Below are 24,467 nucleotides of genomic sequence, written 5' to 3' on the forward strand. Positions count from 1 at the left end.
ACCCCCCCCGTACCTCCCTCGAAGGGGGGCTTCGCTTTTGGTTTTGAAACGGTGTCGGTTCCTGCAAACAGATTTCGGAATCAGTGAGGTGCGCGACCTGCGAATCCCCCATTCTGTCTAACAAGATTGGAGGATTGCCCCATGAACATTCGTACCGCAACGCGCTCGGGCGGACGCTCGGCCCGCCGCGCCAAGCGAACCGCGCCAAACTTTGAGATGTTGCCCGGACTGACCCGGGGCATCCCGCTATGCGAGGTGATGGACGGCGCCCAGGTTGAGCGCATCGACAACGCCTCGATGGACATTCTGGAAAATGTCGGAGTGCAGTTCCGCGACCCCATTGCGCTGGAAGACTGGAAAAAGGCCGGTGCCAGGGTCGAGGGAGAGCTGGTCTATCTGGATCGCGGATTGGTGCGTGAACTGATTGCCACAATCCCTTCGGATTTCACCTATCACGCCCGCAACCCGCAAAAGAACGTGCGGCTGGGTGGCCGGCACTCGATCTTCGTGCCGATGACCGGCGCGCCGTTCCTGCGTGATCTCGACGACGTGCGCCGCAATCCGACGCTGGACGATCTGGCCATGTTCCACAAGCTGAGCCACATGATGCCCGCGCTGCATTCGTCGGCCCATCATATCGTGGAACCCTACGATCACCCGATCAGTCAGCGCCACCTGCGCATCACCTATTCTTCGATGAAATATTCGGACAAGACGTTCATGGGCATGACCACCAGCCCCAAAAACGCCGAGGACGTGATGGACATGTGCGCAATCCTGTTCGGGGAAGAGTTCCTTGAGGATCACCCCGTCACCACCGGCAACTGCAACGGCAACTCGCCACTGGTCTGGGACGAAACCATGCTGGGCGCGATGCGTGCCTTCTGCCGCCGCAAGCAGCCGGTACTGTGCTCGCCCTTCGTGTTGGGCGGTGCCAACACGCCCGCCAGCGTACCCGCGACCGTCGCGCAGCTGAACGCCGAGGCGCTGAGCGCGCTGGCCTACACACAGGTGATCCGCAAGGGCGCGCCCGCGATTTACGGCCACTACCTGTCAACCGTGTCGATGAAATCCGGCGCACCGATGGCGGGCACGCCCGAAATCAGTCTGATGAATTTCATGATTGGTCAGATGGCGCGGTACTACGACGTGCCGTGGCGTACTTCAAACACGCTTGGCGGGGCCAAGACCTTCGATGCGCAGGCCGGTTACGAATCTGCCACGACCCTGCAGGCTGTTATTCATGCGGGGGCCAATTACATCTGGCATTCGGCGGGCTGGAACGAGGCCGGGATGCACTGTTCGGTCGCCAAGTTCATCGTGGATGCTGAACAATGCGCCATGGCCTATCGCATGGCCGAAGGTCCGAAATGGCACGATTTCGATCAGGCTCTGGCTGCGGTGCCGGATGTGGGGCCGGGCGGTCACTATCTGGGTCATCCGCACACACAGGACAATTTCCAGACCGCGTTCTTCATGCCCGAAATGTTTGACAACAATTCGATCGAGCAATGGACGGCTGAGGGCGAGGTTGAGATCACCGAACGCGCTCTGAACCACGCCCGCAAGCTGCTGGCCGAATATCAGGAGCCCACGCTGGATCTGGCCAAGAACGAGGAACTGCTGGACTACATCGCGCGCCGCGAACGGGAAATACCGGCAGCGGACGAACTGAACCAGACGTATTGATGATCTCTCCCCCCACTGGCCCGCCTGAAATTGGCGGGTCTTTTTTTGATCGGGAAATTGAAATGGAAATGAATGGAAGAAAGGCGCTGGTTACTGGAGCTGCCGGAGGGATCGGCGCAGCAATTGTCCGCCAATTGCGGCAGGCCGGCGCGCATGTTGCCGTGGCGGACAGATCAGTTGACGGGATCGAGGCCGAAGCCCACCTGCCCGGTGATCTCAGGGACGCTTCGTACAGCGACGCGCTTCCCCAAGCGGCCGCGGACCTTCTGGGCGCGCTGGACATCGTGATCAACAATGCGGGCGTGATAACGCGGGGCACCGTCACCGAAACCACGGATGATGACTGGTCACTGTCCCTGGGTGTCAATGTCGAAGCACCGTTCAGAATCTGTCGGGCCGCGATTCCGATCCTGGCCCAATCGGGGGGCGGGGCAATCGTCAATACGGCATCGTGCTGGGGCTTGCGGCCGGGGCCAAACCATGCGGTTTATTGTATGACCAAGGCGGCCATCGCCTCGCTGACGCAGTGCATGGGAATGGACCACGCGCATCAGGGCATTCGCATCAACGCGGTGTGCCCGAATGAAGTGAACACGCCCATGCTGAGGTCCGGTTTTGCAAAACGCGGGTTCGATCCGGATACTGCCGTGGCCGAATTGGGTGCAACTGTCCCCCTGGGACGGATTGCCGAGCCTGATGACATCGCAGATGTCGTCCTGTTTCTTGTCTCGGACGCGGCGCGTTATGTCTGCGGCACATTGGTTGAGGTCAACGGAGGTAAGCCAGTCACATGAACCGATTCCAAGGCAAGGTTGCCCTCGTCACAGGCGGCCGCAGCGGTATCGGCCGTGCCATCGCGGTCAGGCTGCAGCAAGAAGGCGCGCGCGTCTTCACGGCCCAGCGTGGGGCGGACACAGAATTTGAAGGCATCGCTGCGGATTTCACCAGACCTGACAGCCCGGCGCAGGTGATCGATGAACTGATTGCGAAGGCCGGGCGCCTTGATGTTTTGGTCAACAATGCAGGGATGATGCAGGAAGCCTCGGTCGAGGACATGAGCCTGGACGACTGGCAGCGGACCCTGACGGTCAACCTGACGGCACCGTTTCTCATGATCAAGGCCGCCTTGTCGCACCTGCGAAAAACGCACGGCAACATCGTCAACACCGGCTCGATCGAAGGTCTGGGCAGCAACCCCGGACATGCGGCCTATGGGGCGTCCAAGGCCGGACTGCACGGGCTGACCCGCGCGGTCGCGGTCGATCACGGGCCCGAGGGCATCCGGTGCAACGCAGTCGCGCCGGGTTGGATCGACACGGACCTGAACGAGGATTTCATCGCCTCGATGCCGGATCCCGAAGCATTTCGCCGGAATATCGGGCGCATCCACCCCGTGTCCAGAACCGGAGCACCGGAAGAGGTTGCGGCCCTTGTCGCATTTCTGGCATCAGATGACGCGGCTTTTGTCACCGGACAGGTCTATACCATCGACGGCGGACGCATGGCAAAGCTCAGCCTGCCGGGATAGGGCAGATCATTCCTTGCCTGACCGCCATTCCTTCCACATCAGGTAGGTGTTGGCGCCCAGCGAGGCGAAGGGTTCGGGCGGCAGGCGCGGAAGCTCCGGTTGGGCCAGAAAATGACTGGCAATGTCCGACCCGCCCTGCAGGATCAGCTCGGCAATGCCCATTCCCTGCAATGTCCCGCGGGCAATGCCCAGCCCGTTTTGGCAACAGGCGGAATAAACCCCGTCGTCCAGTTCGCCAAAAGCGGCCGCGCCATTGCGGCTGAGGCACAGCATTCCGGCCCAGCGGTGTTCCATTTTTACGTCCGGCAAATGCGGAAATCTCTCGCGGAACTTACGGTCATGCACCCAGCCCGCATTGCGCAGGCGCATGTTTGTCGTCTCGATCGAAGGATGAAAGCTTGAACAGGTCCGGATCAGGATCCGGTCGCCATAACTGCCCGAGATGCGCCGCACGGATGTTCCCATCGGATCCGCCGGTGTCACCGACCAGCGCGATTGCCCACCCAGCGTTTTGATCTGAGCGTCGGTCAGAGGCGCTGACAGTGACGCGTAAAGGCAAATATGCATCAACCGACGTTGGTAGAACCCAAAGCTTTCGACATGCCCGTTGTTGGCCAACACAATCCGTCCGGTCGTCACCCGGGCTTTTGGGGTCGTGACAACCCAGCCGTTTCCCTGTTTTTCAAAGCCTGTAACCGGCGAGTTTTCGAACACATCAACCTGCCCGGCCAGATGTGCTGACAATGCCCGGATATAGGCTGCGGGCTGGATCATGACAGTCCCCGGCGCAAACAGGCCCGAGGTGTAATGTGGACTGCCCGTGAGTTCCTGCATCTGTTGCTGATCGTAAAGGGTGCAGGGTTCGCCCAGCCGTTCCAGATGCGCGGCATATTCGCGGTTGTGCAGATCGCCTGACGGGGTGGCAGCGGCGTTGAATTTGCCGCAGGGATCGAACACCTCGTCGGACAGGACACAGTCCTCGGCCACCTGCTGCGCAAAAGCGATTGCCTTTCGGTTCAGCGCGATGGTGGCCCTGTCGGCCTCAAGCCCGTCGCCCGCGTAATTGTCCGAGGCCAGATCATGCGGCAAATCGATCATGAAGCCCGAATTCCGCCCGGCTGACCCTTCCGCGAACCGCCCGGCCTCAAGCACGGCAATCTTCAGGGAAGGATCAAGCTGGTGCAGGCGTCGCGCCGTGCTGAGGCCTGCAAACCCGCCGCCAACGATGGTGATGTCAGCGCTCAGGTCCTGTTGCAGCTCAGGAAGCGGTGTCTGAGCGGGCAGAATGGCATTCCACCCCGCCGCGCCGGTTTGGCGCGGCAGCCGTTTTGCTTCGTACCGGCTCAATCCACTGCCTCGTCCGCATCGTCGGCCAGATCGATCCAGATTGTTTTTAACTGGGTGTACTGGTCGTGTGCGTGGACCGAGTTGTCGCGGCCACCAAAGCCCGACTGCTTGTATCCCCCGAATGGTGTGGTTATGTCGCCTTCGCCAAAGCTGTTCACCGTGACTGTTCCCGCCCGGATTGCCCGCGCGCCACGAATGGCGCGTTTGGCATTGGCCGTGAAGATCGAGGCGCACAAACCATAATCGGTGTCGTTGGCGCTCTTGATGGCCTCATCAAAGCCCGACACTTCGATTACCGACAGAACCGGGCCAAAGATTTCTTCCCGTGCCAGGGTGGCGTCGTTGCCGGGGACTTCGACGACCGTGGCTTCGACAAAACCCTTGTCCGCCTTGCCGCCAATCACGACGCTATCGGCCTGATCCAGATAGCTGCAAACCTTGTTGTAATGGCCTTCGCTGACCAGCGCACCCATGCGGGTTTCCGGGTCCAGCGGGTCGCCGATGTTCCATTGTTTGGCGTGATGGGCGATGCGCTCCAGCAGCTCGGCCTTTACATCCTTGTGCACGATCAGACGTGACGAGGCCGAGCAGTTCTCACCCATATTCCAAAACGCGCCATTGACCACGTGCGCCGCCACGCGGTCGAGGTTTTCGGCATCCTCCATCACGATAGCGGGGTTTTTGCCGCCCATCTCCAGCACCACTTCCTTGGCGTTGCTTTCGGCCGAATAAGTCAGGAACCGCTTGCCGGTGGCGGTGGAGCCGGTGAAGGACACCATGTCGATATCCATATGCCGCCCGATGGGCTCGCCCACGTCGGCGCCGCCACCCGGAACGATGTTCAGAACACCGCGTGGCAGTCCGGCCTCCATCGCCAGTTCAGCCAGGCGCAGCGCGGTCAGCGTGGTTTCTACCGCTGGTTTCACCACGACCGAACAGCCCGCCGCCAAAGCAGGCCCGATCTTCCACGCCAACATCAGCAGCGGGAAGTTCCACGGCAGCACCAAGCCCACAACACCGATCGGCTCACGCACGACCATGGCAATGTGATCGTCGCTGGCAGGGCTGACCTGATCGTAAATCTTGTCGATCGCCTCGGCATGCCATTTCAGGCAGTGGATGGTTTCAGGCACGTCCACGGTTTCGCAGTCATAGATGGTCTTGCCGCTGTCGATGCTCTCCATCACCGCCAGTTCGTGGGCGTTGCGCGTCATCAGCTTGCAAAGCCGGATCAGCACGTCCTTGCGCTGGGACGGGTGCAGTTTCGACCAGCGCCCATCGTCAAACGCCTCGCGCGCCTTTTCGACGGCAAAATCCACGTCCGCGGTTCCGCAGGCCGCGATATCGGTCAGCTTTTCGCCGGTGGCCGGGTTTGCGGTCTCAAACGTCTTGCCGGACATCGCCGGGCGGAATGCGCCATCTATGAACGCGCCGGTCGGCAGCTCCAGATTGGCAGCAATGGATTTGTATTCGTCCCTAGTGAGCAATCCCATGCCTTAACCCTCCGCCACAATGTCTGCGATTTTTTGTCTGAGAACACGCGTCACCTGTTCCAGCGCGCGCTTGTCGTCCTTGTTGAGCCCCTTCAGCGGAGGCCGCATCGCGCCCGCGTCGATCCCGTTCATGGTCACGCCATGCTTGATGGTCTGGATAAACTTGCCGCCCTGTTCCAGCACCCGCATCAGCGGCATCATCGCGGACATGATCCGGCGGCCCTTGGCAAAGTTGCCTTCGATCACACAGGCGTTGTAGAGCGCAACATGCTCGGCAGGCAGGAAATTCGACCCACCACAGACCCAGAACGGTGCACCCCAGGCAAAGAACTCGAGCGCCTGATCGTCCATGCCGCATCCCAGCTGGATATGCGGATAGTCCCGCGCCAGCAGGTGGACCCGGTTGATATCGCCCGAGCTTTCCTTGATGCCGCAGATATTTCGGCTGCGGCCGACGCGGTCGAGGAACTCTTCGCCCATCATCGTGCCGGTGCGATGCGGATAGTTGTACAGCATCACCGGCAGGTCTGCTGCCTTGTCGATGGCCAGTGCGTTCAGCGCGTTTTCGCGGTCGGTCGGTACCGAATAGGGCGGGCTGGCCAGCAGGATGGCATCTGCGCCAATCTCGCGCGCGCCCGCGGCCAACGCGATTGAATCCGGTGTCAGCATCGCACCGGTGCCGACCACAAGCGGCAACCGGCTTTTTAACTGCTCATGCGTGAATTTTGCCAGCTCAAGACGCTCGTCAACGGTCTGCGCATAGTTCTCGCCGGTCGAGCCGCCCGAGATCAACCCGTGCACACCATGTCCGATCAGGTATTCGATCACGTCGGACAGGGCGTCCCAGTTGACCTGGCCATCTGCGTGGTAGGGGGTTACGACAGGGGTGTAGATCCCCTCAAATCTGAAAATCGGGTTCATTCCGTCCTCATGCAGGTTTCGACAGGGGCGGGGCACCCATCGGGACATTCAGCGCCTCAGGCATCACAAAAAGTTCGATCTGATCGCGCGACAGGTTCCAGTGATCGGTCGCCAGCTGCGAAGCAGCCACTTCATCGCGCGCTTCGATGGCGGCGATGATAGCGTCATGCTGGCGGCTCGCCTCGGACAGGTTTTCGGTCATTTCAACGCTTTGGGGGCGATAAAAGGTCATACCGATGCGGGCGTGATCGATCAGCAGCCGGTTGAACGACGGCAGCAGATAGACATTCGCCGACATCTCGCCGGTCACTTCGTGAAAGCGGTTGTTGGCCAAGGCACGATCCTCGGGCGACCCGGTCCGCAATGCCTCTTTGAACTTTTGCTGCGCCACCTTTAGGTCATCGATCTGCCGGGGCGTTGCGTTCAGGGCCGCCAGACGCAGAATTGCCCCATAGACCATCGGCGCGGCCAGAAAGAAGTCGCGCAGGGTGGTATAGGACATCTCGGACACGCGCGCGCTGCGGTTGGTGCGCAGATCCAAATACCCTTCGCCCGCCAATTGCCTGAACACCTCGCGCAGCGGGGTCCGGGACAGGCCAAAGGCATCCGACAGATGCGCCTCGTCAAGATCGGCACCTGGACGCAGGCGCAGGGTCAGAATGGACACCTTCAGGTGCTCCCTCAGGTCTGCCTTGCGTGATTTGCCGTCTTCTTTCATCCCAAATCCTTTGCCAAGCCCCGATGCATACCCTTGCGAATCGCGTGGGCGCCGAGTAGCTGGCCGATTTGTATTCGATAAAAATACAACTTGTATACAGTAAAAAATAGTGCAGCATCACCTAAACTTCGCCACGGGGTCGCAGGCCGACGCCCAGCAAACGGAAACCGACATGCAGCAGACGCAGCACATCACCTTCATATTGGTTGAGGAATTTTCGCATCTGGCGTTTTCATGTGCCGTCGAGCCGCTGAGAATCGCCAATCTGGAAAGCGGTAAAGACCTGTACGAGTGGTCCTTTGCCTCGGAACATGGCGAACAGGCGGTATGTTCAAACGGGTCGGTGACGCTGGTCCATTCCGGGCTGGATAAACTGCCCAAGGCTGATCAGTTGTTCGTCTTGTCCGGTATTCAAATGCGCAAACACGTCACGCGCCCGTTGTTGGCTGCATTGCGTCGCGAGCGTGCCCGGGGAACGCGGATCGGCGCGCTGTGTTCAGGCGCCTGGGTGCTGGCCGAGGCCGGTTTCCTGGACGGAATGCAGGCCGCCATTCACTGGGAATACCACGACGCGTTCATGGAAGCCTTTCCCGAGGTAAATCTGGTGCGCAGCGTGTTTACGGCTGACGAAAAGCACATCACGGCATCGGGTGGCACCGCCACTGCGGACCTGATGCTGCACCTGATCGAAAAGGAACATGGCCGGGAACTGTCAGTCGCCGTTGCCGATCAGATGGTCTACAACGCGGTGCGTAATGCCACCGCAACACAGCGCGTTTCGCTCCAGTCCCGCAACGGGATGCGAAACGCCCATCTGGCCAGGGCAATACGGATCATGCGCGACAGTATCGATGCACCGGTTTCGCCCTCGCAAATCGCCGGAGAAATCGGGATTTCCGCACGCCAGTTGGAGCGGTTGTTCGGGAAATACCTGAACACGTCCCCCAAGAAGTACTACATGGAGCTGCGCCTGGAACGGGCCCAGAATCTGCTGCTTCAGACCGAGGCCTCGGTCACCGAGGTTGCGCTGGCCTGCGGGTTCGAAAGCCCCGGGCATTTTTCGCGCGTGTACAGATCCAGTTTTGGCGTAACCCCGCATATGCAAAAGACAAAAATCAACTGATTACAAACAACGGCCGCTGCGCCTCGGACGGAATGGAGAGGATAATTGGGCGGGGGGAGCCTCATGACCAGATGACAATCAGACCGGTCAGGCGCTCACCCCCTGACCCTGCCCAGTTACCCCCTCGTTAAAACTGTACTGGTCAAATGGCAGGCAGGATTGATTGTTTTTGTCTCAGGAAAGGGGCGCAACGATTGCCAGATCGTGTCAGTTCTATGTAATTTTTTGTCGTATTTCTTCGAACTGTGGCATCCTCTTAAGAAATGCAGTCAGAAATTGAATAAATGGCCTTCGTTTCGCGCACGCAGTTGGGCGAGACGGGTCACTCCGCTTCAGAATCGCCGCTCTTGGATTTGCTGTAGCTCTCCCAGATATCCGGACGCCTGTCCCGAGTCAGCTTCTCGGCCATGCTGTGACGCCATTCAGCGATTCGGCCATGGTGTCCGGACATCAGAACGTCGGGGATCGGCCGCCCCTTCCATTCGGCGGGGCGGGTATATTGCGGATGTTCCAGCAGCCCCGACGAAAAACTCTCATCCTCGGTCGAAGCCTGATTGCCCAGCACGCCGGGGATCAGCCGGACAGTCGCGTCAATCAGGGCCTGTGCTGCAATCTCGCCCCCGGTCATGACGAAATCACCAAGCGAAACCTCCTGAACGCCGTAATGCTCCAGCACCCGTTCATCGACACCTTCGAAGCGGCCACACAGCAAGGTCATGCCCTCACATCGCGCCAGCGATTGCATCATGGCCTGGTTCATCGGCCGGCCGCGCGGGCTGAGGTAGATCAGGGGCCAGTTGCCCTGAACGCCCGCCATCGCGTGTTCAATCGCCTCGCCCAGAACATCCGGGCGCAGGACCATTCCGGCCCCGCCGCCGGCCGGCGTGTCATCGACATTGCGGTGCTTGCCGACCCCAAACCGGCGCAGATCGATCGTTTCCAACTGCCACAACCCCTCTTGCAGGGCTTTGCCGGTCAGGCTTTCGCCCAACACGCCGGGGAAGGCCGACGGGAACAGCGTGATGATCCTGGCTTTCCACACGCCATGCAGATCGGGTGTCGGCGTTATCAATTCGCGTGGTTTCAGCGTGGGCCGGATCGCCTTGCGGCCATGGGATTTGTTGGGCTTGTCAGTCATGGGGTCCCGTAGATCTCGTCCTGCACAGATTCGATGATCGCAGCTTTCTGACGGGTCAGCGCGGCCTCGTCCAGTCGTGACCGGTTCAACGCCAGAAGCTCGATCAATGTGTCTTCCGGCAGGCTGGGATTGACCTTGTTCGGCGGTACAATCCGGGCGGTTTTGTCTCGTGACAACATGAGGAACTCTGCAAATGGCGCACCGGGGCCAAAACGGCGCTGTAGCATGTCTTCTAGCCATTCCGACTGCACGGTGACCGCTGGCAGCTTGTCCCGAATGCTGTTCACCGTGTCCTCAAGCGAAGGCAGTTGATCAAGGTTGGCACGGAAGGTTTCGAAATCCTGCACCATCCGCGTGCGTTGCAAATCATGCGCCCACAGGCTGCGCAGCCACGCGCCGCGCTGGCGCAGCGACAGATAGAGCGTTATGTCCAGATCCTCTCCGACCAGCCGCTGTCGGATCGAGTCGACGATACACGCGGCCAGATCCGGGGCCGCAGCGTAGCCCTGGCTCAGGTTGCGACTAGGGCGCAGGCCGCTGAAGTTCTCTTCGCTCAGGATCAGCCCGCGTTTGGTTCCGAATTCCAAAGTATCCAAAAACTCGCGCATCTGGCCGCCAAACTCGGCCAGCGTTCCCACTGTCCCATAGACCGAGTGACGGGTGGCCGCACCGGACAGCCCTGTCTTGCGGGTCTTGTAAGGCAGCACCAGCGCGAAATGGGGCCAGATCAACTCGCGGTTTTCATACAGGAAGGACTGTGCCGCAGTGGTGCCTGTTTTGTGCAGGCCCAGATGCAGCATTATCCGCCGCATTACAGCAGACCCTCCGGCGGGTCGGCGATGATACGACCCTGATCCAGATCGACCGTGGGAACGACCTCAAGAGTGAAGGGCAGCAGAACCGTGGTGTTCATCCCCGGCCCCTGCAGTTCCAGTAGGTCTGCCGCGCCATGGTTCTGCACCGATTTCACCCGGCCCAGAAGCGTGCCGCCGGTGTCATAGACCTCAAGCCCGATCAGGTCCGTATGATAAAACTCGTCATCCGGCAGCGAGGGCAACTGGTCGCGCCGCGCAAACAGGCGCAGACCCTTGATCGCATCGGCCTGCTCCTTTGTTTCAATTCCACCCAGCCGCGCGGCAAAGCCGTTCTTGATCGTCCGGGTCAGCACAAGCGGATACCGCTCCGCGCCGCTTTCGTCGGTCAGCGGGGAATATGATTCGATGTCTTCGGGGATCGCGCAGTAGCTTTTCAACCGCACTTCGCCCCGCACGCCGTAAGACCCGGCGATACTGCCTACACAGATCAGATCAGTCATTGGACCCTTCCACCGTCACACAAACTCCGTCCTGCCAGTCTCCGCGCGTGGCACAGGCGTCGCGCTGATTGCTGCGTTCGAAAAACACGCCGACAATAAAAGCGATCATCAGCAGGATGGGAAGCCGCATCAGCCCAAACATAAGTCTATCGCACCTCGACGGTCAGACTGTCCTGACGATTTTCCCAACCGGCACGCTCCAGTTCCGGCGTGTCTGACAACGCCTCGGGCCAGCCGATGCAGAAATACCCGATCAGGCGCCAGCTGTCCGGCACTTTCAGGTCCTGCGTCAACCGGTCGGGATTCAGAATGGACACCCATCCCAACCCCAGCCCCTCGGCCCGCAAGGACAGCCAGAACAGGGTGATCGCGGTGACCACGGAATAGCGGCGCATCTCGGGCATCGTGCCAGCGCCCAGCCCCAGACCCTTGTCCGTGGCATCGTCGCAGAAGACAGCCAGCTGCACAGGGGCTTCGCGCATGCCCGACAACTTGAGGCTGCTGTAAAGCCGCGCCTTCTCACCGGAATACCCGGCAAGGGCCTCGGCATTCGCGGTCTGGAAATTCTCAAGCGCCGCAGTGCGGGCTTTTTCGCTTTTGACGCGGATCACGCGCCAGGGTTCGCTCAGCCCCACCGATGGGGCCAGTCGAAACGTGTCGAGGCAGCGCGACAGCACTGCCTCGTCCACGGCATCGGTGCGGAACCGGCGCTCATCGCGCCGGAGCCGCATCAGCAGATCGAACTGCGTGCGGAAATCATCACTGAAGGTCTGATCCTGCACGCGCCCGCCTTGCTTATTCTTCAGCAGCAGCTTCTTCAGTCGGTGCGGCAGCGGCTTCGGCAGCTTCAGCAGCCTTTGCAGCTTTCTCTTCCGCGCGCTCCTGGGCTTTCTTGCCCGGGGTACCCTTATTGGGGTTGTTGCGCTCGGCCTTGTCACGTGCGCCGGCTGCTTCCAGCATGCGTGCGATACGGTCGGTGGGCTGAGCACCCTGGTCCAGCCAGTACTGAATGCGCTCCATGTCCATTTTCACGCGCTCTTCGCTGTCTTTCGGCAGCAGCGGGTTGTAGGTGCCCAGTTTCTCGATGAAACGGCCGTCGCGGGGCATGCGGCTGTCAGCAGCCACGATGCGGTAGAAAGGACGCTTTTTCGAGCCGCCGCGGGCGAGACGAATTTTCATTGCCATGGTGGTATCTCCTTTGAATGGCATCACGCCAAAGGCGTGTCTTGTGAAAGCCGGGACAATCCCGGTTTAGTTCTGGTGTTTCTTATGGTGTCGGATGACTTCCTGAATGATGAAGTTCAGGAAAGCCTTGGCGAAATCGGGGTCCAGATCGGCCTCTTTCGCCAGGTCTTCTAACCGTGCGATCTGCGCAGCCTCGCGCGAGGGATCGGACGGGGGAAGGTCGTGTGCGGCCTTGAGCTTGCCAACGGCCTGCGTGTGCTTGAACCGCTCGCCCAGCGTATAGACAAGGATCGCGTCCAGCCGGTCGATGCTCTCGCGGTGATCCTTCAGCAACGCAGCAGCCTGTGTCACGGGGTTGGTCATTGGCCGGTCCTTTCGGAGGTCATTGGGTCAATCTGCGGGTGGCGCCAGATCTGGGCCTTTTTGCCCAGCAATTCACCGTCGCGCTCGTAGGTGGCCCCAAGCCGCCCGGCCAGGGCGCGCGAGCGGTCGTTCGCGTGGGCAATGTACGAAATGACGCCGTTCAGGCCCTGGTGCCGCGCCGCATAGGCACGGGCCGCGTTCGCAGCCTCATAACCCAGACCTTTGCCTTCGGCCTCGGCCATCAGGGTCCAACCCAGTTCGGGTTCGGCCCAGCCGGGGACATCGATCATACCGGCCCATCCCACGAAGGCGCCACTGGCCTTTTCGGTCAGATGCCACAGGCCATAGCCTCTCAGTGCCCAGTGCCCCAGCCGGTTTGCCAGTGAACTCCAGCAGGCGAATTCATCCTTGGGTCCGCCAACCATATGACTGCGTTCGGTCGCAAAGAATGCGGTCATTGTGGGCAGATCACCCAATTCGGGCGCGCGCAGGATCAGGCGCTCGGTTTCAATCGAAGGGATGGTGAATGTCGTCATGCGAGCCCCTCCGAAATCTGGTCGGGGCCGGGATGGCGGTACACCAGTTCGGTGCCGTGCGAGACGTTTTCGAAACTGCGCTCGTACTGCGCGCCCAGCCGCTCGGCCAGCGCGATCGAGCGTTCGTTGCCCGGAAAGATGTTCGAGCTCAGCGTTTCGAACCCCAGAACCTCATAGGCATAAAGGCGCGCCTCTTCAGCGGCCTCACGGGCAAATCCCTTGCCTTCGCTTCCGGCGAACATGACCCAGCCCAGTTCCGGCTCGGGCCAGCCTTCCGGCGACCACAGCCCGACAAAGCCCACGGGCTGACCGTCATGCGTTTCAACGGTCCAGAAGCCATAGCCGTGCAGAACCCAATGGCCGATCATGCTGGCAAACCAGCGCCACGCCTGATTTCGGTCCAGCGGTCCGCCAAAATCCCAGCTGCGGTCCTTGTCGGCAAAGAAATCCGCGACATTGTCGAAATCCCGCGCCTCGGGTCCGCGCAGGATCAGGCGTTCGGTTTTCAGGGTAGGAATGCAGAGGTCAATCATGCGTAGGCCTCCATCCCGCCATTCACCAGATCAGCCGGGGCAGGGTGCCGCCAGATTTCGGTTTTGCCGAATTTGGGGTGGTCATAGTAATATTCGAACTGCGCCCCCAGACGTTGGGCCACCGCCTTGCTGGCGTGATTATCCAGATCGATCAGCGAAATCGCCGTTTCCCACCCCAGCACGTCATAGGCATATGCCCGAGCGGTCAGCGCGGTTTCGGTCGCATAGCCCTTGCCGGTGGCGTGGTTCATCAGTGTCCAGCCGACCTCGGGCTCGGGCCAGCCTTCCGGAAACCAAAGACCGATCCGCCCGACATAGGTGCCGGTGTCCTTTTCATCGACACTCCAGTAACCGTAGCCGCGCAACGCCCAATGGCCCAGAAGCGAGGCGACCAGACGCCATGTCTCATCCCGGCGCAGCGGACCGCCGACATATCGCGCGGCATCGCTGGCGAAAAACGCTGTATCGGCGTCAAGATCCGCTTCCGACGGCGCACGCATAATCAGGCGCTCAGTCTCAAGGGTGGGTATGGCCAACGCAAGTGTCATGCCTGCACCTCGCCATAACGCCAGACATGCTGATCCGCGCCAATCGCGTGCTCTGCATTCACGTCCCGCACAGCGCCCAGCCGTTTGGCAAGTGCATTTGATCTGGTGTTGGATGCCGACACATAGCTAACGAAGCAACCCGATCCGAGAAGATCAAAGCCGAAATCGCGAACCGCGGCACAAGCTTCGGTCGCATAGCACTGCATGCGATGATCGGCTGAAAACAGATAGCCAAGCTCGGGTTCCTGATCGTCCCATTCGAGACCCAGAACGACAAAGCCAATGGCCACTTCCTGATCTCTCAATGCGGCCGTGAACAGGCCATGACCATGCAAAATCCAACCGGATGCATAGTACGAGAACTCGGTCCAGGCTTCCTGGTCGGTATCGCCAAAGCTTTCCTTGCAGATCGCTGTCCATACCGGCAGATCATTCAAGGTAGGAGCACGCAGAACCAGCCGCCGGGTCTCAAGGACCGGCAGAGCCGCGCGATACTGCGCTGCTGCCATCGCCGCCTTTCCGGACGGGGGCTGGGTGCAGCGTGCTGGCGTCACTTTTTCTTTCCGAACCCGCTCAGGCCCGGGGGCAGAGCCATGCCGCCACCCATTCCAGGCATTCCGGGCATCTTGCCGCCCATTGCCTTGGCGGCCTGTTCCAGCGCCTTGGGGTCCATGCCAGCGGCCATTTCTTCGGGCGAGGGGCCACCTTTGCCGAACATGCCCTTCATGGCTTGTTTCAGCATCTTGCCTTTGCCCATCTTGCCCATCTTTTTCATCATGTCCGACATCTGCCGGTGCATCTTGAGCAGCTTGTTGAGGTCGCTGACCTCCATCCCCGAACCGGCTGCAATCCGTTTCTTGCGGCTGGCCTGCAGCAATTGCGGGTTGGCGCGTTCGCGTTTGGTCATGGATTGGATCAAGGCGATCTGCTGGCGCAGGATCTTGTCGTCCAGACCGGCCTGATCCATCTGCTTGGCCATTTTGCCCATGCCCGGCATCATGCCCATCATGCCCTGCATGCCGCCCATCTGGATCATCTGCTCCAGCTGCATCTTCAGGTCGTTCATATTGAACTGACCTTTGACCATGCGCTTCATCATGCGCTCGGTCTGTTCCATCTCCATCGTTTCCTGGGCCTTTTCGACCAGAGCAACGATGTCGCCCATGCCCAGAATACGACCGGCGATCCGGTCCGGCTCGAAGGTTTCGAGCGCGTCCATCTTTTCGCCAAGACCGACAAAGCGGATCGGCTTGCCGGTGACCGCGCGCATCGACAGCGCCGCGCCGCCGCGCCCGTCACCGTCCATCCGGGTCAGGACCACGCCCGAGATGCCGACCTTGGCGTCGAATTCCTCTGCCACCTCGACGGCGACCTGACCGGTCAGGCCGTCGACCACCAGCAGGGTCTCGCGTGGGTCGACCGCATTGCGGACCTGCTCGACCTCGTCCATCAGCACTTCGTCAATATGCAGACGGCCCGCGGTGTCGAGCATGTAGACATCATAGCCGCCCAGCGTTGCTTGCTGCTTGGCGCGTTTGGCGATATCGACGGGTTTCTGCCCGGGAACGATCGGCAGGGTATCGACGCCGACCTGAGTGCCAAGAACGGCCAACTGATCCATCGCCGCTGGGCGATAGACGTCGAGCGAGGCCATCAGGACCTTCTTGCCCTCTTTTTCCTTTAGCCGCTTGGCCAGCTTACCGGTTGTGGTCGTCTTACCCGAACCTTGCAGACCTACCATCAGGATCGGGGCGGGCGGGTTGTCGATCTTCAGCTTGCCGGGGTCTTCTTCGCCGCGCAGGGTATCGACCAGCGCGTCATGCACGATCTTGACGACCTGCTGGCCCGGAGTGATCGACTTGGTAACAGCCTGACCGGTCGCCTGTTCCTGCACCTTCTTGACGAATTCGCGGGCCACCGGCAGCGAGACGTCGGCCTCAAGCAGCGCAACGCGAACCTCACGCAGGGCGGTTTTGACGTCTTCTTCGGACAGGGCACCCTGTTTGGTCAGCCGGTCAAAGACGCCGGAAAGGCGTTCGGATAGATTTTCAAACATGCCTTCGGCCTCCTATGCCGTTTATCTGGTGGCACCTCCAAAGTAGGAAGCACCGGTTAAATGCACAATTGCCCCCACGGGCGAAACTCGCTGGTGGGGGGCGATCCCTGATCGACTCAAGGGACCGGAAGATCGAGAGGCTTCCGGATGTTTGAGGGGGCTTTAGGCCGATTGGCTGTCAGAGTCAACCTTGCGGGTCGGCAACCAGTCGTTAACGGCGTCAACCATTCGGTGTGATCCGCGCCCGCTGGCATAGACTTCGACAATCGGGTGGCGTCCAGCGCTCATTCCTTGGTTCAAAATCAGCACCGGCCGGTGAAGGTTGGAAGACCCGTTTTTGCCGGATGATCGCGTGGTTTCGATCTCTGCGTGGGACAGGTCCGACAGCTTGTGCTCGACAGTGTCATAGCCAAAGACGGACTGACGGCGGATCAGGATACTGTTGGTGCGGCGGTCCAGTATGACCTGTACGCGGCGGACAAACGCGCAAAAAGCACCGAACCCCATCCCGCCACCGAACAGGGCGAAGAACAGGCCGAACAAAATGCCCTCGCCGCCTTCGCTGACCATGAACAGGCCGGCGCCGACAAAGGCGAGGATGAAGAAGACCAGCATAACACCAATAAACCAGGGCGTGTTGGACAGGATCAATTGGTTCGGGGTATTGCGCGTCACCTTCATGGCGGCAAGCTAACACCGAATTCTGGTACTGTCGTGGCTTGAATTTGCCCTGGTGTTGCGCGATGAGCGCCAAACAGGAGGTTCCCATGGACGCATCATCCGCCTTTCAGGACACGCTACCGCTCAGCTCTGACGCGTTGCTGGCGCAGTTGGATGATTGGGGGCTGTCCTACCGCCTGCATACCCATGTGCCACTGCGCACGGTCGAGGAGTCTCAGGCGGTCGAGGACCAGTTCATGATGCCGGGTGAAAATGCACTGCGGCTCAAGAACCTCTATCTGCGCGACAAGAAAAAGCGGAACTATCTGGTGACGCTGGAACAAAGCCGCGAGATTGATCTCAAGGCGCTGGGCGCCGAGCTTGGTATCGGGAACCTGTCCTTTGGCTCGGCGGATCGCCTGATGCAGAACCTTGGCATCCGCCCCGGCGCGGTCAGCCCGCTGGCGATGATCAATGGCGTTCAGAACAACGTTCGGTTTTTCATGGATGGCGCCGCGCGGCAGGCCGATGTGATCTACCTGCACCCGCTGGTGAACGACCGGACTCTGGCCATGGCGCGCGCCGACCTGATGGCGTTCTTCGACAGGATCGGCTGCCAGGTCACCTGGCTGCCCTGAGCGCAGGCCCGACGGCGCGGGTTTCCGGCAAAGGAACTAGGGAACAGAAAAAGCTAAGGGCTTTTTGCGGCGGGCTCGCGGTTTCTGTCCATCAAAAAATGTCCGGCCTAAGCTTTTTGGACGAAGGCCGGACGTCTCGTTTGCGGCGGGCGACGGCCGGTCAGGCTGCTAGTTCCTGAACCGCCTTGTGGGCGTTGCTAAGCGATGTTTCGGCGTCCAGAGCCAGTTGGTCGGCGGCAACGACATCGACGTCATGGATGCCGACAAAGCCCAGCACATGCTTGGCGTAGTCGGTGGCAAAGTCGATCTCGGAGCCGACGGCAGTACCGCCCGAAGCAATGGCCAGAATGGCACGCTTACCGTCCAGCAGGCCTTTTGGACCGTTTTCGGAATACGAGAAAGTAAGCCCGGCTCTGGCAACCAGATCGATCCAGGCTTTGAAAGCGGCCGGAACCGAAAAGTTGTAGATCGGCAGGCCAATCACGATGATGTCGGACTGCTGAAGTTCGTTCACCAGTTCGTCCGACAGGGCCAGTTGGTCACGCTGGACCGCGTCACGCTGATCGGCGGGGGTGAAGTTGGCATTGATCCAGTCTTCGGTCAGCAGCGGCAGCGGCGAGGCCAGGTCGCGGCGGATGATGCGGCCGGCCTTCAGGTGGTTGACGATCCGGTTTGACAGGTCGCGGGTGGCGGATCCTTCGCGGCGGGCCGAGGCGTCGATATGCAGGATGGTCTTGGTCATGTCAGGGTGTCCTATTGATGTGGAATTCGCGTCTGCCGCCAATATGAGCGTTGCGTGGGTGAACAAAACTCTGATAAGCCAACAGTCATTGTTGGAATTTGCACAGTGGATTTGATGCAGTGGACAATTGGGACGAAGTCAGAACCGCCTATCAGGTGGCACGCATGGGCACGGTCAGTGGCGCGGCCGAAGTTTTGGGTGTGCATCATGCAACCGTCATCCGTCACATCGACGCGATCGAGGCACGGCTGGGTGTAAAACTGTTCCAGCGTCACGCGCGCGGCTATACGGCAACGGATGCGGGCGAGGATCTTCTGCGCGTCGCACAGGCGACCGAAGATCAGTTCAATCAGCTGGTCGGGCGGATGAAGGGGCGTGGCGACGACGTATCGGGAGAGCTGGTGGTAACGTCGCTGGCCTCGCTGGCGCCGCTGGTCGTTCCCGCCTTGACCGAGTTTCAGACTGCCCATCCGGGCCTGATCGTGCGTTACCTCACCGGCGACCGGCTGTTTCGGCTGGAATATGGCGAAGCGCATGTGGCCATTCGTGCCGGCGCCGCCCCGGATCAGCCGGACAATGTGGTGCAGCCCTTCATAACACAGGAGGTGGGGCTTTATGCCAGCAACTCTTACGTAGAGCGGCATGGCAAACCGGCAGGTATCGAGGATTTCGCTGACCACTTTTTTGTCAGCACCGACGATGAAAACAGCCGTGCTCCGTTTTCGAAATGGTTGCGCGCGACAGCTCCGGCGCAAGCGATCACCTTTCGCTGCACCAACAACTTCTGCATGCGCGAGGCGGTTCTGTCCGGTGCCGGTATCGGCTTTATGGCCCGGTGGGAAGCTTCGCGCGATTCGGAACTGGTCGAAGTTATGGAACCGCTGCCCGAATGGTCGGGCAAGCTGTGGCTGGTCACGCATGTCGACCTGCATCGCACAACGAAGGTGCAGGCGTTTTTGTCCTTCCTCAAGGAGCAGGCCAAAGGCTGGCAGCCGTGACGTTTCAGGCCCGCGGCCATCTGGCGATGCTTGTGTTTTCCATGCTGGTGGCCGGCAGTTTCTCGCTGGGCTCACTCATAGCCAACCAGATTGCGCCTTCGGCGATCACGGCGGCCAGGTTCGCTATTGCGGCACTGGTGATCGGTGCCGTGGCGATGGCGACAACCGGCCTGCCACGCAGCGCCGCGCGGGCACCCTGGCGGTATTTCGTGCTGGGCGGGCTGTTCGCCACCTATTTCGTGCTGATGTTTTACGGCCTGAAAACCGCACCGCCGGTCAGTGCTGCTGCGGTGTTCACCCTGACACCGGTATTGTCCGCGATCGCGGGCTGGTTTCTGTTGCGCCAGATCACCACGCCCCGCATGGCGCTGGCCCTGGCGGTTGGGGCCGTCGGGGCGCTTTGGGTGATTTTCCGGGCTGACTGGCAGGCGTTCCGGGCCTTCGAGATCGGCGGCGGAGAGATCATCTATTTCTGGGGCTGCGTCGCACATGCGGTTTACACCCCGATGATACGCCGCCTCAACAGGGGTGAACCCGCCGTGGTCTTCACCTTTGGCACCCTTGTTGCGGGTTGCCTGATCCTGACGGTCTACGGCTGGTCCGACATACGGGCGACCGACTGGGCAAACCTGCCTGCCATTGTGTGGATCGGGTTGCTCTATGTCTCGCTTTTTGCCACTGCCGCCAGTTTTGTGCTGGTGCAGTTTGCCACGCTGCATCTGCCCTCGGCCAAGGTAATGGCCTATACTTATCTGACACCCAGCTGGGTCATCCTGTGGGAGATCGCGCTGGGCAACGGCGCCCCGGTGGCACTGATCCTTGTGGGCGTGGTTATGACATGTGTTGCGCTTTTGATGTTGCTGAGGCCGGAAGAACCCGCTGGCGCGGTGCCTGCGACGGACACGGACGCAAATCCGGGCAAAACCGGCCCTTGAGGTAGATCAAGGTACATATATTCGAATTTCTCCATGCTTTTGGGCAAGGAGGAAATCATCATGTACAACCACATCATGTTCCCCGTCGATCTGCATCTGCCGCCCGAGGTCCGCAAGGCGGCTGACGTCGCCGCGCAGGTCGCCCAGTGGCAAGGGGCCAGGATCACCATCGTCAGCGTGACCGGAACCCAACCGGGCGAACCCGGTCAGTCCGAGGCGGCCATCAATCAGGACCTGCAGGATTTCGCCAGTGAACTGGCCGAGAAATGCGGTGCCGAAGTGGCGTTCCGCAATATTCATTCCGTTGATGTCGGCGCTGAACTTGACGGTGATCTGACCCGTGCAGCCGACGAGATCGGCGCGGACCTGATTGTGGTGGGTACCCATGCCCCCCGGATCATGGACTATATCTTTTCAAGCCACGCCGGCTATCTGGCAAAACATGCCAGCGTGTCGGTGTTTGTCGTCCGGTAAGCTGGTTTAGTCCTCGGGCGTGGGCAGTTCAATCTCCAGAAATCGTTCGAACGCATCCAGGTTGACCGGTTCGAACTGCCCGAAGCCCTGCATCCAGACGGATGCCGCCCGCAGCGCATCGGGTTCCAGCTTGCACCATTTCACGCGGCCCCGTTTTTCCTGCGAGATCAGCCCGGCCCTGGTCAGGATGACCAGATGCTTCGAGATCGCGGCCAGCGACATCTCGAACGGCTCAGCCACGTCTGTGACCGCCATATCATCCTCCAGCAGCATCGCCAGAATGGCGCGCCTGGTCGGGTCGGCGAGGGCAGCAAATACGGTGTCGAGTTGGTCGGACATTTGTCTTTCCTAATACGCCGCATCCGGTTTGACAATTTCCGCCAAACCGTCACTGTGCCCCGGCGACCGGACGGGGGAATGCAATGGCACTCAGATACTGGCTGGTGATCAGCATCCTTGGCATCGGCTGGGGCATGTCCTTCATGTTCAACGCCATATTGCTGCGGGAACTGGGGCCGCTTTCGGTGTCGATGGGCCGGGTCGCCTTCGGTGCGCTGGGGTGCTGGGTTTACGTCGCGGGCGCCCGCCTGCCGGTGCATCTGACCGCAAGGAGGGCGCTTGGGCTGTTGGGCTTTGGTGCGCTCAGCTATGCCGGACCATTCGCGTTTTACGCACTGGCGCAACAGCATATCGCCTCAGGCGTTGCCGGGATCGTCAACGCGACGACACCTGCCTTTGCGGTCATCGTCTCGCATTACTGGCCGGGTGGTGAACGCGCGACATGGCTGAAATCTCTCGGGGTCGTCTGCGGCTTTTCTGGCATTGTGCTGCTGTCATTGCCTGTACTGCGCGCCGGGGCGACGTCCGAGTTCTGGGCCATCCTGCTGACCGTTTGCGCCCCGATCCGTTATGCGTTCTCCTTCAATCTCGCGCGGGCTTTCCGCGACATGCAACCCGTGGTGCTGGTTGCGCTGGCCCTGACAGGTGCGACGCTGGCCATCACACCGCTTGCGCTGTGGCAGGAAGGGCTGCCACATGTGACGCGGACCGAGACATGGCTGTCGCTGATGATGATCGGATTTGTTCTGACCTCGGCCGCCTTTATTACCTTCTACTGGCTGTTGCCCAAGGTCGGGCCTACCAACATGTCGACCGTGACACTGGTTGCACCGGTCTCGGCGCTGGTGCTGGGAATATGGGTGCTGGGAGAGGTGCTGCTCCCTGAGCATCTGATGGGCATGGTGGCGATCCTGCTGGGCCTGTTGCTGATCGACGGGCGTATTGTTCGGCGCTGGCGGTCCGGGGTGCAGGACAAAGATCAACCAACAGGTTGAATATGCGGAATCCGGCATTTTGCCCGGGATTGAGCAATTCGCGACGATCATGCGGGATTCTAATTTGAAAATATTATTAATAATAACAGCAGCTTGATTGGCAAAATGCTGACCCTTCAAGATCGTTGACTCTGCGCCCCGTGCGCCTTAGCACCATGCCCAAGACTGTGCGAGGAAAACGCCCGTGACCGATGACGACCAAAAGCAGCGTATGGCGCAGCTGGAGGCCAAGATCGATGCGGCGAAAAAGGCCAAACAGCCAAAGGCCCGCGCAGATGCTGACATATCCGGGGGCGAGCTTGCCTGGAGGATGGTCATCGAAATGGTATCCGGTCTGGGGATCGGATTTGGCATCGGATACGGGCTGGACAGCCTGCTCGGGACGATCCCGATCTTTCTGGTGCTGTTCACATTGCTGGGCCTTGTCGCGGGCGTGAAGGTTATGCTCCGCAGCGCGAAAGAGGCTCAAGAGAAACAAGCGGCGGCGACGGCTGCCGAGAAGGACGAGAGGGACTGAACGTGGCGACTGAGACCACCGCAGCAGAAGGCAGCAGCCTGGTATTCCACCCGATGGACCAGTTCATCGTCAAGCCGTTGTTCGGCGACGGTGCGGTGGGCATGTTCACAGTCACCAACGTGACCCTGTGGCTGTTCTTCGCGGTGCTTGCTGTTGCGGCTCTGCTGGTTCTGCCTACATCGAAACGCGCGATTGTGCCCAGCCGGATGCAGTCGATCGCCGAGCTGACCTACGGCTTCATCTACAAGATGCTGGAAGACATCTGCGGCAAGGAAGGCGTCAAGTTCTTCCCCTATGTCATGACCTTGTTCATGTTCATCGTCTCCGCGAACTTCCTGGGCCTGATCCCGACCTCGTTTACAACCACGTCACACTTCGCGGTCACCATCCCGCTGGCGCTGGCCGTGTTCCTGACCGTGACCATTCTGGGTTTCGTCAAGAACGGTGCCGGGTTCCTGGGCCTGTTCTGGGTCTCGAGCGCGCCACTGGCACTGCGCCCCATTCTGGCGATCATCGAGCTGATTTCGTACTTCGTGCGCCCCGTCAGCCACTCCATTCGTCTTGCCGGTAACGTCATGGCAGGCCACGCGGTTATCAAGGTGTTCGCGGGCTTTGCCGCGGTTGCCGTGATCTCGCCCGTGTCCGTTCTGGCGATCACCGCAATGTACGGCCTCGAGGTCCTGGTGGCCTTCATCCAGGCCTACGTATTCACCATTCTGACCTGTGTTTATCTGAAAGATGCACTGCATCCTTCCCACTAAGGTCCGATACCCCAACATCGAAACTTCCAATTCGTAAGGAGATACATCATGGAAGGCGATCTCGCACACATCGGCGCAGGCCTGGCAGCAATCGGTTCCGGCGCAGCCGCAATCGGGGTGGGCAACGTTGCAGGCAACTTCCTGGCCGGCGCCCTGCGCAACCCTTCGGCGGCTGCATCGCAGACCGCAACCCTGTTCATCGGTATCGCATTCGCAGAAGCCCTGGGGATCTTCGCATTCCTGGTCTCGCTGCTGCTGATGTTCGCCGTCTAATCTGCGGAACCTGATCCTTACGCGCAGGTGGGTCCAAGCCATAGCGGCCCACCTGTTGTAAAGACAACGTTCCGACGGAGGACATCATGGCGACTGAACCCATTAGCGAAGAAGTAGTTGGCTCGTGCGTCGACTCCTATGGCTCAGCCATCGGGATGCCGCAGCTCTGCTTCGATTGGTTCCCCAACCAGATTTTCTGGCTGGTCATTACGCTGGTCGTCATCTTTCTGGTCCTGTCCCGCGTGGCCTTGCCGCGCATCGCGGCAATCCTGGCTGAACGCCAGGGGACCATTACAAATGACCTGGCTGCGGCCGAAGATCTGAAGGCCAAAGCGGTCGAGGCTGAAGAGGCCTATAACAAGGCACTGGCCGATGCCCGTGCCGAAGCGCAGCGTATCGCTGCCGAAGCACGCGCGGAAATCCAGGCCGATCTGGATGACGCGATTGCCAAGGCGGACGCGGAAATCGCTGCAAAGGCGGCTGAATCGGAAAAGGCAATTGCCGACATCCGTGCCGGTGCGCTGGAAAGCATTCAAGTGGTTGCCAAGGATACGGCAGCTGAACTGGTTACCGCACTGGGCGGCGAGGCGGATGCCAAAGCCATCGACGGTGCAGTTGACGCACAGATGAAAGGATAAGTGA

Annotated in this window: 32 protein-coding genes; 13 read left to right on the forward strand and 19 right to left on the reverse strand. The window is 60.3% G+C overall.

Going from position 1 to position 24,467, the window contains the following annotated elements:
* Positions 1 to 141: 141 nt before the first annotated feature.
* The 3 genes from ACR0MI_RS20750 (at position 142) to ACR0MI_RS20760 (ending at position 3,217) form a co-directional block, all read left to right on the forward strand.
* On the forward strand, positions 142 to 1,689 hold the full coding sequence (locus tag ACR0MI_RS20750) for a trimethylamine methyltransferase family protein (RefSeq protein ID WP_170612045.1): 1,548 nt from the start codon (positions 142 to 144) through the stop codon (positions 1,687 to 1,689).
* Between the two features lie 62 nt (positions 1,690 to 1,751).
* Positions 1,752 to 2,483: an SDR family oxidoreductase gene (locus tag ACR0MI_RS20755; RefSeq protein WP_170612043.1), complete on the forward strand. Its 732-nt coding sequence runs from the start codon at positions 1,752 to 1,754 to the stop codon at positions 2,481 to 2,483.
* On the forward strand, positions 2,480 to 3,217 hold the full coding sequence (locus tag ACR0MI_RS20760) for an SDR family oxidoreductase (protein WP_170619202.1): 738 nt from the start codon (positions 2,480 to 2,482) through the stop codon (positions 3,215 to 3,217). The genes ACR0MI_RS20755 and ACR0MI_RS20760 overlap by 4 nt, the downstream gene beginning before the upstream one ends.
* Positions 3,218 to 3,223: 6 nt before the next feature.
* On the opposite strand, the gene ACR0MI_RS20765 is transcribed toward ACR0MI_RS20760, so the two are convergent.
* Genes ACR0MI_RS20765 through ACR0MI_RS20780 form a run of 4 tightly spaced genes read right to left on the reverse strand, consistent with a single transcriptional unit; the run spans position 3,224 to position 7,696 of the window.
* Positions 3,224 to 4,564, reverse strand: coding sequence for an NAD(P)/FAD-dependent oxidoreductase (locus ACR0MI_RS20765; RefSeq protein ID WP_170612039.1), 1,341 nt, complete (start codon positions 4,562 to 4,564; stop codon positions 3,224 to 3,226).
* Positions 4,561 to 6,057 (reverse strand): aldehyde dehydrogenase, encoded by a 1,497-nt coding sequence (locus tag ACR0MI_RS20770; protein WP_170817242.1) that lies wholly within the window; start codon positions 6,055 to 6,057, stop codon positions 4,561 to 4,563. The genes ACR0MI_RS20765 and ACR0MI_RS20770 overlap by 4 nt, the downstream gene beginning before the upstream one ends.
* Before the next feature lie 3 nt (positions 6,058 to 6,060).
* Positions 6,061 to 6,978 (reverse strand): dihydrodipicolinate synthase family protein, encoded by a 918-nt coding sequence (locus ACR0MI_RS20775; protein ID WP_170612036.1) that lies wholly within the window; start codon positions 6,976 to 6,978, stop codon positions 6,061 to 6,063.
* A 7-nt stretch (positions 6,979 to 6,985) separates the two neighbouring features.
* Positions 6,986 to 7,696, reverse strand: a complete 711-nt coding sequence (locus ACR0MI_RS20780) for a GntR family transcriptional regulator (RefSeq protein WP_170612034.1) — start codon at positions 7,694 to 7,696, stop codon at positions 6,986 to 6,988.
* Between the two features lie 172 nt (positions 7,697 to 7,868).
* On the opposite strand from ACR0MI_RS20780, the gene ACR0MI_RS20785 reads away from it, so the two are divergent.
* Positions 7,869 to 8,819, forward strand: coding sequence for a GlxA family transcriptional regulator (locus ACR0MI_RS20785; protein ID WP_480855526.1), 951 nt, complete (start codon positions 7,869 to 7,871; stop codon positions 8,817 to 8,819).
* A gap of 322 nt (positions 8,820 to 9,141) precedes the next feature.
* Here the strand turns inward: ACR0MI_RS20785 and trmD are convergent, their stop codons facing one another.
* The 13 genes from trmD to ACR0MI_RS20850 form a co-directional block, all read right to left on the reverse strand.
* The gene (gene trmD / locus ACR0MI_RS20790; protein WP_170612030.1) at positions 9,142 to 9,957 is read right to left on the reverse strand and encodes a tRNA (guanosine(37)-N1)-methyltransferase TrmD; all 816 of its coding nucleotides are present in this window, start codon (positions 9,955 to 9,957) and stop codon (positions 9,142 to 9,144) included.
* Positions 9,954 to 10,769: a hypothetical protein gene (locus ACR0MI_RS20795; RefSeq protein WP_170612028.1), complete on the reverse strand. Its 816-nt coding sequence runs from the start codon at positions 10,767 to 10,769 to the stop codon at positions 9,954 to 9,956. The genes trmD and ACR0MI_RS20795 overlap by 4 nt, the downstream gene beginning before the upstream one ends.
* On the reverse strand, positions 10,769 to 11,272 hold the full coding sequence (gene rimM / locus ACR0MI_RS20800; protein WP_170612026.1) for a ribosome maturation factor RimM: 504 nt from the start codon (positions 11,270 to 11,272) through the stop codon (positions 10,769 to 10,771). The genes ACR0MI_RS20795 and rimM overlap by 1 nt, the downstream gene beginning before the upstream one ends.
* Positions 11,265 to 11,402: a hypothetical protein gene (locus tag ACR0MI_RS20805; protein WP_170805713.1), complete on the reverse strand. Its 138-nt coding sequence runs from the start codon at positions 11,400 to 11,402 to the stop codon at positions 11,265 to 11,267. Before ACR0MI_RS20805 ends, rimM begins: the two co-directional genes overlap by 8 nt.
* A 16-nt stretch (positions 11,403 to 11,418) precedes the next feature.
* The gene (gene bluB, locus ACR0MI_RS20810; RefSeq protein ID WP_170612022.1) at positions 11,419 to 12,054 is read right to left on the reverse strand and encodes a 5,6-dimethylbenzimidazole synthase; all 636 of its coding nucleotides are present in this window, start codon (positions 12,052 to 12,054) and stop codon (positions 11,419 to 11,421) included.
* Between the two features lie 13 nt (positions 12,055 to 12,067).
* Positions 12,068 to 12,457, reverse strand: a complete 390-nt coding sequence (gene rpsP, locus ACR0MI_RS20815; RefSeq protein ID WP_170612020.1) for a 30S ribosomal protein S16 — start codon at positions 12,455 to 12,457, stop codon at positions 12,068 to 12,070.
* Between the two features lie 66 nt (positions 12,458 to 12,523).
* Entirely contained in the window at positions 12,524 to 12,820 is a 297-nt protein-coding gene (locus ACR0MI_RS20820; RefSeq protein WP_039541590.1) for a chorismate mutase, read from the reverse strand.
* Complete coding sequence (locus ACR0MI_RS20825; RefSeq protein ID WP_170612019.1) at positions 12,817 to 13,356, reverse strand: GNAT family N-acetyltransferase; 540 nt, start codon at positions 13,354 to 13,356, stop codon at positions 12,817 to 12,819. The genes ACR0MI_RS20820 and ACR0MI_RS20825 overlap by 4 nt, the downstream gene beginning before the upstream one ends.
* Positions 13,353 to 13,889, reverse strand: a complete 537-nt coding sequence (locus ACR0MI_RS20830; RefSeq protein WP_170612016.1) for a GNAT family N-acetyltransferase — start codon at positions 13,887 to 13,889, stop codon at positions 13,353 to 13,355. Before ACR0MI_RS20830 ends, ACR0MI_RS20825 begins: the two co-directional genes overlap by 4 nt.
* Positions 13,886 to 14,437: a GNAT family N-acetyltransferase gene (locus ACR0MI_RS20835; protein ID WP_170612015.1), complete on the reverse strand. Its 552-nt coding sequence runs from the start codon at positions 14,435 to 14,437 to the stop codon at positions 13,886 to 13,888. The genes ACR0MI_RS20830 and ACR0MI_RS20835 overlap by 4 nt, the downstream gene beginning before the upstream one ends.
* Positions 14,434 to 14,991, reverse strand: a complete 558-nt coding sequence (locus tag ACR0MI_RS20840) for a GNAT family N-acetyltransferase (protein WP_170612013.1) — start codon at positions 14,989 to 14,991, stop codon at positions 14,434 to 14,436. Before ACR0MI_RS20840 ends, ACR0MI_RS20835 begins: the two co-directional genes overlap by 4 nt.
* The gene (gene ffh / locus ACR0MI_RS20845) at positions 14,988 to 16,493 is read right to left on the reverse strand and encodes a signal recognition particle protein (RefSeq protein ID WP_170612011.1); all 1,506 of its coding nucleotides are present in this window, start codon (positions 16,491 to 16,493) and stop codon (positions 14,988 to 14,990) included. The genes ACR0MI_RS20840 and ffh overlap by 4 nt, the downstream gene beginning before the upstream one ends.
* Before the next feature lie 162 nt (positions 16,494 to 16,655).
* Entirely contained in the window at positions 16,656 to 17,174 is a 519-nt protein-coding gene (locus tag ACR0MI_RS20850) for a hypothetical protein (RefSeq protein ID WP_170612009.1), read from the reverse strand.
* 86 nt (positions 17,175 to 17,260) lie between these two features.
* Here ACR0MI_RS20850 and ACR0MI_RS20855 point away from each other — a divergent pair, with 86 nt between their 5' ends.
* The gene (locus tag ACR0MI_RS20855; RefSeq protein WP_480855489.1) at positions 17,261 to 17,791 is read left to right on the forward strand and encodes a prolyl-tRNA synthetase associated domain-containing protein; all 531 of its coding nucleotides are present in this window, start codon (positions 17,261 to 17,263) and stop codon (positions 17,789 to 17,791) included.
* A 160-nt stretch (positions 17,792 to 17,951) separates the two neighbouring features.
* Here the strand turns inward: ACR0MI_RS20855 and ACR0MI_RS20860 are convergent, their stop codons facing one another.
* Positions 17,952 to 18,533: an FMN-dependent NADH-azoreductase gene (locus tag ACR0MI_RS20860; RefSeq protein ID WP_170825217.1), complete on the reverse strand. Its 582-nt coding sequence runs from the start codon at positions 18,531 to 18,533 to the stop codon at positions 17,952 to 17,954.
* Positions 18,534 to 18,652: 119 nt separating this feature from the next.
* Here ACR0MI_RS20860 and ACR0MI_RS20865 point away from each other — a divergent pair, with 119 nt between their 5' ends.
* Genes ACR0MI_RS20865 through ACR0MI_RS20875 form a run of 3 tightly spaced genes read left to right on the forward strand, consistent with a single transcriptional unit; the run spans position 18,653 to position 20,940 of the window.
* Complete coding sequence (locus ACR0MI_RS20865; RefSeq protein ID WP_170612003.1) at positions 18,653 to 19,531, forward strand: LysR family transcriptional regulator; 879 nt, start codon at positions 18,653 to 18,655, stop codon at positions 19,529 to 19,531.
* Positions 19,528 to 20,466, forward strand: coding sequence for a DMT family transporter (locus ACR0MI_RS20870; RefSeq protein WP_480440581.1), 939 nt, complete (start codon positions 19,528 to 19,530; stop codon positions 20,464 to 20,466). The genes ACR0MI_RS20865 and ACR0MI_RS20870 overlap by 4 nt, the downstream gene beginning before the upstream one ends.
* Positions 20,467 to 20,526: 60 nt before the next feature.
* On the forward strand, positions 20,527 to 20,940 hold the full coding sequence (locus ACR0MI_RS20875; protein WP_170817245.1) for a universal stress protein: 414 nt from the start codon (positions 20,527 to 20,529) through the stop codon (positions 20,938 to 20,940).
* Between the two features lie 6 nt (positions 20,941 to 20,946).
* On the opposite strand, the gene ACR0MI_RS20880 is transcribed toward ACR0MI_RS20875, so the two are convergent.
* The gene (locus tag ACR0MI_RS20880) at positions 20,947 to 21,279 is read right to left on the reverse strand and encodes an ArsR/SmtB family transcription factor (RefSeq protein WP_170619201.1); all 333 of its coding nucleotides are present in this window, start codon (positions 21,277 to 21,279) and stop codon (positions 20,947 to 20,949) included.
* 83 nt (positions 21,280 to 21,362) lie between these two features.
* Between ACR0MI_RS20880 and ACR0MI_RS20885 the strand changes: the two genes are divergently transcribed.
* From ACR0MI_RS20885 to ACR0MI_RS20905, 5 genes are all read left to right on the forward strand, one after another.
* The gene (locus ACR0MI_RS20885) at positions 21,363 to 22,274 is read left to right on the forward strand and encodes a DMT family transporter (RefSeq protein ID WP_170817246.1); all 912 of its coding nucleotides are present in this window, start codon (positions 21,363 to 21,365) and stop codon (positions 22,272 to 22,274) included.
* A gap of 184 nt (positions 22,275 to 22,458) precedes the next feature.
* On the forward strand, positions 22,459 to 22,791 hold the full coding sequence (locus ACR0MI_RS20890) for an AtpZ/AtpI family protein (RefSeq protein ID WP_170611995.1): 333 nt from the start codon (positions 22,459 to 22,461) through the stop codon (positions 22,789 to 22,791).
* 2 nt (positions 22,792 to 22,793) lie between these two features.
* Positions 22,794 to 23,552 (forward strand): F0F1 ATP synthase subunit A, encoded by a 759-nt coding sequence (locus ACR0MI_RS20895; RefSeq protein WP_170611993.1) that lies wholly within the window; start codon positions 22,794 to 22,796, stop codon positions 23,550 to 23,552.
* Positions 23,553 to 23,600: 48 nt separating this feature from the next.
* The gene (locus ACR0MI_RS20900) at positions 23,601 to 23,825 is read left to right on the forward strand and encodes a F0F1 ATP synthase subunit C (protein WP_005981269.1); all 225 of its coding nucleotides are present in this window, start codon (positions 23,601 to 23,603) and stop codon (positions 23,823 to 23,825) included.
* Positions 23,826 to 23,911: 86 nt separating this feature from the next.
* The gene (locus ACR0MI_RS20905) at positions 23,912 to 24,463 is read left to right on the forward strand and encodes a F0F1 ATP synthase subunit B' (RefSeq protein WP_170611991.1); all 552 of its coding nucleotides are present in this window, start codon (positions 23,912 to 23,914) and stop codon (positions 24,461 to 24,463) included.
* Positions 24,464 to 24,467 lie beyond the last annotated feature (4 nt).

The organism is Ruegeria sp. D4 (genome assembly GCF_056534475.1).

Bases quoted from the DNA above. Each gene is read 5' to 3' on its own strand.
- ACR0MI_RS20750 (WP_170612045.1), top strand. From the start codon at position 142: ATGAACATTCGTACCGCAACGCGCTCGGGCGGACGCTCGGCCCGCCGC.
- ACR0MI_RS20755 (WP_170612043.1), top strand. From the start codon at position 1,752: ATGGAAATGAATGGAAGAAAGGCGCTGGTTACTGGAGCTGCCGGAGGG.
- ACR0MI_RS20760 (WP_170619202.1), top strand. From the start codon at position 2,480: ATGAACCGATTCCAAGGCAAGGTTGCCCTCGTCACAGGCGGCCGCAGC.
- ACR0MI_RS20770 (WP_170817242.1), bottom strand. From the start codon at position 6,057: ATGGGATTGCTCACTAGGGACGAATACAAATCCATTGCTGCCAATCTG.
- ACR0MI_RS20775 (WP_170612036.1), bottom strand. From the start codon at position 6,978: ATGAACCCGATTTTCAGATTTGAGGGGATCTACACCCCTGTCGTAACC.
- ACR0MI_RS20780 (WP_170612034.1), bottom strand. From the start codon at position 7,696: ATGAAAGAAGACGGCAAATCACGCAAGGCAGACCTGAGGGAGCACCTG.
- ACR0MI_RS20785 (WP_480855526.1), top strand. From the start codon at position 7,869: ATGCAGCAGACGCAGCACATCACCTTCATATTGGTTGAGGAATTTTCG.
- trmD (WP_170612030.1), bottom strand. From the start codon at position 9,957: ATGACTGACAAGCCCAACAAATCCCATGGCCGCAAGGCGATCCGGCCC.
- ACR0MI_RS20795 (WP_170612028.1), bottom strand. From the start codon at position 10,769: ATGCGGCGGATAATGCTGCATCTGGGCCTGCACAAAACAGGCACCACT.
- rimM (WP_170612026.1), bottom strand. From the start codon at position 11,272: ATGACTGATCTGATCTGTGTAGGCAGTATCGCCGGGTCTTACGGCGTG.
- ACR0MI_RS20805 (WP_170805713.1), bottom strand. From the start codon at position 11,402: ATGCGGCTTCCCATCCTGCTGATGATCGCTTTTATTGTCGGCGTGTTT.
- rpsP (WP_170612020.1), bottom strand. From the start codon at position 12,457: ATGGCAATGAAAATTCGTCTCGCCCGCGGCGGCTCGAAAAAGCGTCCT.
- ACR0MI_RS20820 (WP_039541590.1), bottom strand. From the start codon at position 12,820: ATGACCAACCCCGTGACACAGGCTGCTGCGTTGCTGAAGGATCACCGC.
- ACR0MI_RS20825 (WP_170612019.1), bottom strand. From the start codon at position 13,356: ATGACGACATTCACCATCCCTTCGATTGAAACCGAGCGCCTGATCCTG.
- ACR0MI_RS20830 (WP_170612016.1), bottom strand. From the start codon at position 13,889: ATGATTGACCTCTGCATTCCTACCCTGAAAACCGAACGCCTGATCCTG.
- ACR0MI_RS20835 (WP_170612015.1), bottom strand. From the start codon at position 14,437: ATGACACTTGCGTTGGCCATACCCACCCTTGAGACTGAGCGCCTGATT.
- ffh (WP_170612011.1), bottom strand. From the start codon at position 16,493: ATGTTTGAAAATCTATCCGAACGCCTTTCCGGCGTCTTTGACCGGCTG.
- ACR0MI_RS20850 (WP_170612009.1), bottom strand. From the start codon at position 17,174: ATGAAGGTGACGCGCAATACCCCGAACCAATTGATCCTGTCCAACACG.
- ACR0MI_RS20855 (WP_480855489.1), top strand. From the start codon at position 17,261: ATGGACGCATCATCCGCCTTTCAGGACACGCTACCGCTCAGCTCTGAC.
- ACR0MI_RS20860 (WP_170825217.1), bottom strand. From the start codon at position 18,533: ATGACCAAGACCATCCTGCATATCGACGCCTCGGCCCGCCGCGAAGGA.
- ACR0MI_RS20875 (WP_170817245.1), top strand. From the start codon at position 20,527: ATGTACAACCACATCATGTTCCCCGTCGATCTGCATCTGCCGCCCGAG.
- ACR0MI_RS20880 (WP_170619201.1), bottom strand. From the start codon at position 21,279: ATGTCCGACCAACTCGACACCGTATTTGCTGCCCTCGCCGACCCGACC.
- ACR0MI_RS20885 (WP_170817246.1), top strand. From the start codon at position 21,363: ATGGCACTCAGATACTGGCTGGTGATCAGCATCCTTGGCATCGGCTGG.
- ACR0MI_RS20900 (WP_005981269.1), top strand. From the start codon at position 23,601: ATGGAAGGCGATCTCGCACACATCGGCGCAGGCCTGGCAGCAATCGGT.
- ACR0MI_RS20905 (WP_170611991.1), top strand. From the start codon at position 23,912: ATGGCGACTGAACCCATTAGCGAAGAAGTAGTTGGCTCGTGCGTCGAC.